Genomic DNA, 8,179 nt, shown 5'->3' with positions numbered 1-8,179 from the left:
GGGGGCCTGGTGGGCGTGCTCGCGGCCCTGCCCGGCGGCGCCGCCCTCGGGCTCGCGGCGGTGGGCGCCGTGGTGGCCGGGGCGCTGGCCGTGGCCGGTGCCCTGGGGGTGTTCTCGGACGAGCCGGGATCGACGCCCCGGGCGGCGGGCACCGCCACGCAGCAGCCCACGGACGAGCCGGCCCCGGAGGGCGTCGAGCCCACCCCGGGTGCCGACGAGCCCGAGGGTGACCCGGGCACGGACCCGACGGCCATCCCGCCGGGGACGGAGCCCGACGAGCCCGTCGACGCGGGATCTGCGCCGTCGGGCGGTGCCTCCGACCGGGACCCCGGCGTCCGGCAGACGCCCGCGCCGTCGTCCGAGCCCGAGCCCGAGCCCGAGCCCGGGCCGGAGCCCGGACCCGAACCTCAGCCCGAGCCGGAACCCGAGCCGGAACCGGAGCCGGAACCCGACATCACCGTCACGTCGCCGACCGACGTCGTGCTGACCGCGGGCGTGCCGACGGAGGTCGTCCTGTCGGTCGGCAACGCCGGCGGCGCGTACGGCGGCACCGTGGCGACCGAGCTGCGCTTCGACGTGGGCGTCGAGTGGTCCGTCTCGGCACTGCCCGCGACGGTGGACGGCGGCGGTCGGTCGCGCTCGGCCGTGACCGGGACGGACTGGACCTGCGACGTGCTCGACGCCACGACGGCTCGCTGCACGCTCGAGGGTGTCGCCGCGCGGTCCACCACGACGCTCCGCGCGTCCGTCACGGTCGAGGACGACGTCGACGGCGCGCGCGACCTCGGGGTCGGCATCCGCACCTGGACGCCGGGGCGCGGGACCGCGCCCGAGTTCGCGGTGATACCCGCGCGCGTGGCGTCGGCGCCCGCCGTCCTCGCGCTCGGTGCGATCGACGCGCCCGATGTCCTCGTCTCCCGGACACCCGCGGTGATCACGGTCCCCGTCCACAACGCCGGCCGCACCACCGCGCCCGCCGCCGCGACGGTGGTCCTGCCCCCGAGCGTCACCGCGACCGCCCGCGCGCCCTGGGCCTGCGCCCCGGCCGAGGACGCCGACCCGCTCGACGACTACCGGCTGGACTGCTCCCTCGCCGCCCTCCCGCGCGGCTCCGCCACGGGCGCCGGTGCGGTCCCGCTCGTCCTGGACGCCGCGGCCGACCCGGACCTGCGCAACCACGTCCACGACGACGCGACCGTGAGCGTCAGCGCCCGCATCCCCGGCCAGTCCGGCGTGCGCGAGATCGACACCCACCTCGACATCCGCTCGGCCCCCGCGCAGTACGCGCTGACGCTCGAGCAGCCGCCCCACGCGCACGGCACCGTCCAGGCGGCCCTCGTCCTGTCCAACCCGGGCGGCACCGACGGTCGGCCCGACGTGGACGTCGTCCTGCCGCGGGACGTGCAGCCAGCGGCGAGCGGCTGGGCCTGCGCCGCGCCGGCCGACGACGGCTCGACGTCGTGCACCGCCGCGAACGTCGCGGTGCCGGCGGACGGGCGCGCGACGTTCCCCCTCAGCGTCCCGCCGACGGTCCCCGGCGGCAGCCACGCCCTGGCGGCGACCGTCCGCGACGGCGCGCAGGACGTCCCCGCCTCGTTCGACCTCGTGGTCGCGCGCACCGACCTCACGACCTCGGCACTGACCGTGCCGGACGAGGTCGGCCACACGAGCCCTCTCGCGCTCACGGTCGCCAACAGCGGGCTCCTGGGCGACGACGTCGCCGTCAGCCTCACGCTGCCGGACGGCATGGTCGCGGTGGACGCCTCGGGCTGGCAGGGCGGCGCGGGCGGGACCTACACGCGCACGGTCCGGGTCGAGGGCGGCACCACCGTCCCGCTGGCGATCGGTGTCCGCAGCGCCGTGGCGACGCCGGTGTCGCGGCCGGTGACCGTCACCTTCACGGGCACGGACACCGCCCACACGCCGCCGCCGCGTGACGTGCGCCTCGTCCCGCCGCCGGCCGTGCTCTCCGCGACGGCGTCCCTCACACCGGCGGCCATCGTCGGCGAGCAGGCCGCGAGCCTGGACGTCAGCGTCTCGAACACGGGGTTCGGCACCGCCGGTCTGCCGGCACGGCTGACGGTCGACCTACCGGCCGGCCTCGTGCCGGAGACGTCGTCCGAGACCGGCTGGACCTGCTCGACGTCCGCGCCGCTCGTCTGCGCCAGCGACGTCGCACCGCCCGCGGGCGGGACCGTGACGGCGTCCCTCCCGCTCCGCGGCCAGGTCGACAGCCCGCAGACCCTGGTCGTCGGCATCCGCCTCTCCCAGGCCGGTGGGACCGTGCACGAGTCGACGGTGAGCATCGTGGTCCGGCCCGCACCGCCGCAGACGTGTGCGGACGCGTGGGAGTGGGGCGGCGACTACCGGCGGGGCGACGTCGTGTCCTACGGCGGCTACAACTGGCGCGCGACCTCGCGCATCGGGAACTTCCTGCCGCCGCAGTGGGCCGTGGGGTGGCAGCGGGTCGCGCCCTGCGTCGCCGGGTCCTGATCGGGGGTCAGTCCTCCGCCCGGTGGCGGCCGCGCGGGCGCACCGCCGCGGCCTCCGCCTCGATCGCGTGCGCGGACGCGTCGCCGGGCTCGCCGCGGCCCGCGGCCTGCACCGCCGCGTCGACGAGGTCCTCACCCTGGACCAGCTCGAGCGTGAGCCCGGCCGTCGACGGCTCGTCGAGCAGCGCGACCAGGACCGCGGCGACGTCGTCGCGCGTGACGCGCCCGCGCGGCACCGACGGCTCGAGGCGGACCCGGCCCGTGCCCGGGTCGTCCGTGAGGCCGCCCGGGCGCAGGATCGTCGAGTCGAGCGCCTCGCGCGCCCGCACATCCGCCTCGCTCGCGGCCTTGGCGCGCAGGTAGGCCCCGAAGACCTCGTCGGGCGCCTGGTCCGGGCGGTCGGCGCCCATCGAGGAGACCAGCAGGTAGCGGCGGACGCCGGCCGCCTCGGCGGCGTCGGCGAGCAGGACCGCGGCGCCCCGGTCGACGGTGTCCTTGCGCGCCGCCCCCGAGCCCGGCCCCGCGCCCGCGGCGAAGACGACGGCGTCGGCTCCCTGGAGCGCACCGACCACCTCGGTGAGCGAGCTGTGCTCGAGGTCGAGCACCAGGCCGTGACCGCCCGCGGCCTCGATGTCGGAGATGTGGTCCGGGTTGCGGACGAGGCCGACGACCTCGTCGCCGCGCGCCGCGAGCTGGCGGGTGAGGCGGAGGGCGATCTGACCGTGGCCACCGGCGATGACGATGCGCATGGCGCCACGCTAGGTGGCGGGTCCGCGGCCCGCACCTAGAGTGGCGGTCATGCCGGCGCGCACCCGTCCGGTCCCGGCGGACCTCGTGCGCCTCGCGGGACTGGTCAGCCTCGTCGTCGCGCTGGTCTGGCGCGGCCCGGTCGACGCGGCCCTCCTCGCGCTCGTCGTCGGCGGCCTCACGATCCCGCGCCTGGCCGGGGTGCCGCAGCCGCTCGACGCCGCGTACGGCATCGCGCTGATCGTCGCGGCCTGGTGCGGTGCGCTGGACGTCTACCGGGCGGTGTGGTGGTCGGACCTCGCGCTGCACCTCGTCGCGACCGGCCTCGTGGCGGCCGTCGGCTACCTGGTCCTCGCGCACGTCGGCGCGGTGCCGGACCCGCGCGGACCGGCGGGCCCGCGCGGCGTCGTCGTCGTGACGGGCGCGCTCGGGCTCGCGCTGAGCGCGCTGTGGGAGATGGCGGAGTACCTCGGCAACAAGCACATCGACGCGACGATCTTCGTGGAGTACGCGGACACCATCGAGGACATGGCCATCGGCGGGTTCGGCTCGGTGGTCGCGGGCGCTGCGCTCAGGGCGTGGGCGCGGCGCGCAGCCGCATCGCCCACCGCGTCCACGGCGGGATCCGCCGCCAGCTGAGCGCGAGCGTGCGGAACGCCCGGGCGAAGCGCCGGGACGTCTGGTGCGCGCCCACGAGCGACCGGCCCGAGACGTCGACGACCAGCGACGGGTCGTAGCGGATGGTCGCGGTCGGCCCGAGCGCGAACGCGAGGTCGGCGTCGTCGTGGATCTCGGGGTCCAGGTGGACGAGGTGGCGCACCCCCACCCACGCGTCACGACGCACGGCCATCGCCGACCCCCACAGGGGCGGGTGCGCCATCGCGGCGTGCATGAGGACGTAGTACGCCGCCAGGTACAGGCGCCCCACGACCGCCGCCCGCACCGGCCCGACGTCGTAGAAGCGGCCCGTCCCGGTCAGGGCGTCGAGCGCGGGGTCCGCCGCGAACGCGTCGGCCACCCGGGCGAGCAGGTCCGGCGGGACGACGGTGTCCGCGTCGAGGCGCACGACGACGTCGCCCCGCGCCGCGTCGTAGCCCGCGGCGGCCGCGGCGGGGATCCCGCGCACGGGCTCGGTGACGACCCGCGCGCCGTGCGCCGCGGCGACGGCGGCGCCGTCGTCCCGCGAGCCGTTGTCGACGACGACGACCTCGAACGCCGGCTCGGTCTGGGCCCCGAGCGCGGCGAGGCAGCGCCGCAGCGCCGGTGCGTCGTCGCGCACGGGGACCACGACGGACAGACGCGGCCGATCGGCCATCGTTCTCCTCTCGCCCAGGGCGACTCTGTGGACCACCATGGTTGACGACGCGCTCCTGAGGCGGAAACCCGCACTCGTGAATATGCTCAGCATGCTGAGCATCTCGCGACCCGGTCCCACGGCCGAGTCGATCTTCGAGTACAGACCACCCGATCCAGCAGTCAGCCGTCCCCGACGTGACCGCCGGCGAACCTCCGAGGGGGAGGGTCCGCATGACGACCACCGAGAGCGTCATCCTGCTCGACGACGACGGCACCCGCCTGGGCACCGCCGACAAGGCCACCGTGCACACCGCGCGGACGCCGCTGCACCTCGCCTTCTCCTGCCACGTGCTGTCCCCGGAGGGGACCGTGCTCGTCACGCGCCGAGCGCTGAGCAAGAAGACCTGGCCCGGCGTGTGGACCAACAGCGTGTGCGGTCACCCGGGACCGGGCGAGGCGATCGAGGACGCGGTCCGCCGCCGGGCCGCCTTCGAGCTCGGGCTCGAGCTGACGGACCTCGAGCTGGTCGTGCCCGACTTCCGGTACCGGGCGACCGACGCGTCGGGCGTGGTCGAGAACGAGATCTGCCCGATCTACACCGCGCGCGCCCTCGGCGAGCCGGCGCCGAACCCCGACGAGGTCATGGACGTCGCCTGGGTCACCACGGACGCGCTGCGGCGGGCGGTCGACGCGGCGCCGTGGGCGCTCAGCCCGTGGCTCGTCAGCTCGGCGGCGCAGCTGCCGATCCTCGCCGCGAGCCGGCCATGACCGCCACCAGCACGGGCCGCGCGACCGGGACCCGTGCCGGACCGGTGCCGGGCCCCGACGTCCTGGCCGACCTGCGCGACGTCACCCTGCCCGTCGACCGACTGCTCGACGGCGTGCTCAGCGCGGCGCTCGACCGCGCGGAGTCGTTCGGTCCCGCCTACGTGCGGCTGTGGTCGGAGATCGCGCGCAGCGTGCGCGGCGGCAAGCGCTTCCGTTCGGCGATCGTCGTGCGGCTGCACGCGCGGCTGGGCGGCGACCAGCCCGAGGCGGCGGTCAGCGTGGGCGCCGGCTTCGAGATGCTCCACACCGCCTTCCTCGTGCACGACGACCTCATCGACCACGACTCGGTCCGCCGCGGCGAGCCGAACCTCGCGGCGACCATGCGGGGCGAGGCGCTCGCGGCGGGCAACGCCGCCCCCCTGGCGGACCGGTGGTCGGAGGCGGCGGCCGTCCTGGCGGGAGACCTCGCGCTGAGCCAGGCGCACCGCCTGATCGGCGGCGCCGACCTGCCGGTGGCGCAGCGCGACGCGCTGCGCGACCTGCTGGAGGAGGTGCTGCTCGTCTCGGCCGGCGGCGAGCTGGCGGACACGGCCTTCGGGCTCGGGCTCCAGGAGCCGACCCTCGAGGAGTCGATGCGCGTCGCGGAGTCGAAGACGGCGATGTACTCCTTCCGCGCCCCGCTGCGGGCCGGCGCCATCGTCGCGGGGGCGAGCACCGCGGTGCAGGAGGAGCTGGACGACGTCGGCCGCCTGCTCGGGCGCGCGTTCCAGCTCGTCGACGACCTGCTCGGCGTCTTCGCGCCCGAGTCCGAGACGGGCAAGAGCAACCTGAGCGACCTGCGGGAGGGCAAGCGCACGCCGCTGATGATCCACGCGCGCGAGCTGCCCGTGTGGGCCGATCTCGCGGACCACGTCGGCCGTCCCGACCTGGACCAGGTGACCGCCGCGCGGCTGCGACGGGCGCTCGCGCGCTCGGTCGCCCCCGCGATGGTCGCCGACGCGGTGAGCGCGGACCTCGCGCTCGTCGCCGCGCGGTCCTCGGACGGCTCGCTGCCCGCGGGCGCGGGGCACGTCGTCGCGGCCGTCGCGGCACAGGTCGAGCGCGCGCTGCGTGACGTCGGACGGCACGTCGAGGAGGCCCGGTGCAGCACCGACCGACAGACCGGCTGAGCCTGTACGACACCGTGGCCGAGCGGGCCGCCGGCGTCGTCGTGCGCGAGTACTCGACGAGCTTCGGGCTCGCGACCCGGTTGCTGAGCGAGCCCGCGCGCACCCGCATCCGCACCGTCTACGCCCTCGTGCGGCTCGCGGACGAGGTGGTCGACGGCGCCGCGACGCAGGCCGGGGCGGCCGGCGTCGCGCAGGCCCTGCTCGACGACCTCGAGGCCGAGACCGACCGCGCCGTCGCCCGCGGCTACAGCACCAACGTGCTGGTCCACGCGTTCGCGCGCACCGCGGCCGAGGCGGGGATCGGCACCGAGCTGACCCGGCCCTTCTTCGCGTCGATGCGCACGGACCTGCACCGCACCGTGCACGACGCCGACAGCCTGCGCGACTACGTGTACGGCTCCGCCGAGGTCGTCGGGCTCATGTGCCTGCGCGTGTTCCTCCTCGACCTGCCCGAACCGGGGCGCGAGCGTGCGTACGCGCGGCTCACACCCGGCGCCCGCGCCCTCGGTGCGGCGTTCCAGAAGATCAACTTCCTGCGCGACCTCGCGGACGACAGCGAGCGGCTCGGCCGGCGGTACTTCGTCGACGTCGACCCCGCGAGCCTGACCGAGGCGCAGAAGGCGGCGATCCTCGCCGACATCCACGCGGACCTGCGCCTGGCCGCGCAGGCCCTTCCCGGGCTGCCGCCGTCCGCCCGGCGAGCCGTCGCGCTCGCGTACGGGCTCTTCGCCGAGCTCACGCGGCGCCTGGAGCGCACGCCTGCCGTCCGGATCTCGCACACGCGTGTGCGCGTCCCGGCCACGGTCAAGGCGCGCGTCGCGGCCGGGGCCCTGCTCCCGGTGGCGCGGTGACGACGACGCGTCGGCGGACCGCCGGGGGGCCGGGTCCGCGGCGCGTCGTCGTCATCGGTGGGGGGATCGCCGGGCTCGCGACCGCGGCGCTCGTCGCGCGCGAGGGCGACGAGGTGACGGTGCTCGAGGCGCGCGACGCCGTCGGCGGGCGTGCCGGGTCGTGGGCCGCGGACGGGTTCCGCTTCGACACGGGGCCGTCCTGGTACCTCATGCCGGAGGTGTTCGACCACTTCTTCCGGCTGCTCGGCACATCGGCCGCGGAGCAGCTCGACCTCGTGCGGCTCGACCCCGGGTACCGCGTGTACTTCGAGGGCGCGGGGACCCTCGACGTCGCCGCCGACCGGGCGGCGAACGTCGCGCTGTTCGAGCACCTCGAGCCCGGTGCCGGCGCGGCGCTCGAGGCGTACCTCGAGGTCGCCGAGGACACCTACGCGATGGCCCTGCGGCACTTCCTCTACACGACCTACGCGTCGTTGCGGCCGCTGGCCCACCGTGACGTCGTCACGCGCCTGCCGCGCCTGGCGGCGCTGCTGACCCGCTCGCTGGAGGACCACGTCGGCGCCCGGTTCCGGGACCCGCGGCTGCGGCAGGTGCTCGGCTACCCGGCCGTGTTCCTCGGCTCGGCGCCGCGGCTGACGCCGTCGATGTACCACCTCATGAGCCGCCTCGACCTGGCCGACGGCGTGCTCTACCCGCAGGGCGGGTTCACCCGCCTCATCGAGGCGGTCCACGGGCTCGCGGTCGCCGAGGGCGCCGACGTGCGGACCGGCGCCCGCGCCACGGCCATCACGACCCGGGCCGCCGCACCCACCGACGGCGGGCGGGGGACGGCCGTGCTCGCGGCCGCGGCGCGGGC

General features: G+C 76.6%; 7 protein-coding genes and 1 pseudogene. 6 read left to right on the top strand and 2 right to left on the bottom strand.

Features of this window, described 5'->3' with window-relative positions; all coding sequences use genetic code 11:
* A pseudogene (locus IDM29_RS12780) lies at window positions 1-2,493 on the top strand (hypothetical protein); the annotation flags it as partial.
* Between the two features lie 7 nt (window positions 2,494-2,500).
* Here the strand turns inward: IDM29_RS12780 and IDM29_RS12775 are convergent.
* Complete coding sequence (locus tag IDM29_RS12775; protein ID WP_188037592.1) at window positions 2,501-3,241, bottom strand: SDR family oxidoreductase; 741 nt, start codon at window positions 3,239-3,241, stop codon at window positions 2,501-2,503.
* 49 nt (window positions 3,242-3,290) lie between these two features.
* Here IDM29_RS12775 and IDM29_RS12770 point away from each other — a divergent pair, with 49 nt between their 5' ends.
* Complete coding sequence (locus IDM29_RS12770; RefSeq protein ID WP_182112353.1) at window positions 3,291-3,878, top strand: hypothetical protein; 588 nt, start codon at window positions 3,291-3,293, stop codon at window positions 3,876-3,878.
* Here IDM29_RS12770 and IDM29_RS12765 read toward each other — a convergent pair.
* Entirely contained in the window at window positions 3,811-4,554 is a 744-nt protein-coding gene (locus IDM29_RS12765; RefSeq protein WP_182112352.1) for a glycosyltransferase family 2 protein, read from the bottom strand. The genes IDM29_RS12770 and IDM29_RS12765 overlap by 68 nt on opposite strands.
* Window positions 4,555-4,766: 212 nt before the next feature.
* On the opposite strand from IDM29_RS12765, the gene idi reads away from it, so the two are divergent.
* The 4 genes from idi to crtI form a co-directional block, all read left to right on the top strand.
* The gene (gene idi, locus IDM29_RS12760) at window positions 4,767-5,303 is read left to right on the top strand and encodes an isopentenyl-diphosphate Delta-isomerase (protein WP_182112351.1); all 537 of its coding nucleotides are present in this window, start codon (window positions 4,767-4,769) and stop codon (window positions 5,301-5,303) included.
* The gene (locus IDM29_RS12755; protein ID WP_182112350.1) at window positions 5,300-6,472 is read left to right on the top strand and encodes a polyprenyl synthetase family protein; all 1,173 of its coding nucleotides are present in this window, start codon (window positions 5,300-5,302) and stop codon (window positions 6,470-6,472) included. The genes idi and IDM29_RS12755 overlap by 4 nt, the downstream gene beginning before the upstream one ends.
* Window positions 6,445-7,323, top strand: coding sequence for a squalene/phytoene synthase family protein (locus IDM29_RS12750; RefSeq protein ID WP_182112349.1), 879 nt, complete (start codon window positions 6,445-6,447; stop codon window positions 7,321-7,323). The genes IDM29_RS12755 and IDM29_RS12750 overlap by 28 nt, the downstream gene beginning before the upstream one ends.
* Window positions 7,320-8,179 (top strand): phytoene desaturase family protein (gene crtI, locus IDM29_RS12745; RefSeq protein WP_188037591.1); only part of this gene is annotated, 860 nt, incomplete at its 3' end. The genes IDM29_RS12750 and crtI, both read left to right, overlap by 4 nt.

The sequence above is a fragment of the Actinotalea sp. JY-7885 genome (assembly GCF_014525465.1).
Classification (GTDB): domain Bacteria; phylum Actinomycetota; class Actinomycetes; order Actinomycetales; family Cellulomonadaceae; genus Actinotalea.
The sequence above is the reverse complement of the archived record's forward strand: the minus strand, read 5'-3'. Positions and strand labels throughout refer to the sequence as shown.

What these genes read in the sequence shown, in the direction of transcription:
- IDM29_RS12775 (WP_188037592.1), bottom strand. Translation starts at nt 3,241, where the DNA reads ATGCGCATCGTCATCGCCGGTGGCCACGGTCAGATCGCCCTCCGCCTC.
- IDM29_RS12755 (WP_182112350.1), top strand. Translation starts at nt 5,300, where the DNA reads ATGACCGCCACCAGCACGGGCCGCGCGACCGGGACCCGTGCCGGACCG.
- IDM29_RS12770 (WP_182112353.1), top strand. Translation starts at nt 3,291, where the DNA reads ATGCCGGCGCGCACCCGTCCGGTCCCGGCGGACCTCGTGCGCCTCGCG.
- idi (WP_182112351.1), top strand. Translation starts at nt 4,767, where the DNA reads ATGACGACCACCGAGAGCGTCATCCTGCTCGACGACGACGGCACCCGC.
- IDM29_RS12765 (WP_182112352.1), bottom strand. Translation starts at nt 4,554, where the DNA reads ATGGCCGATCGGCCGCGTCTGTCCGTCGTGGTCCCCGTGCGCGACGAC.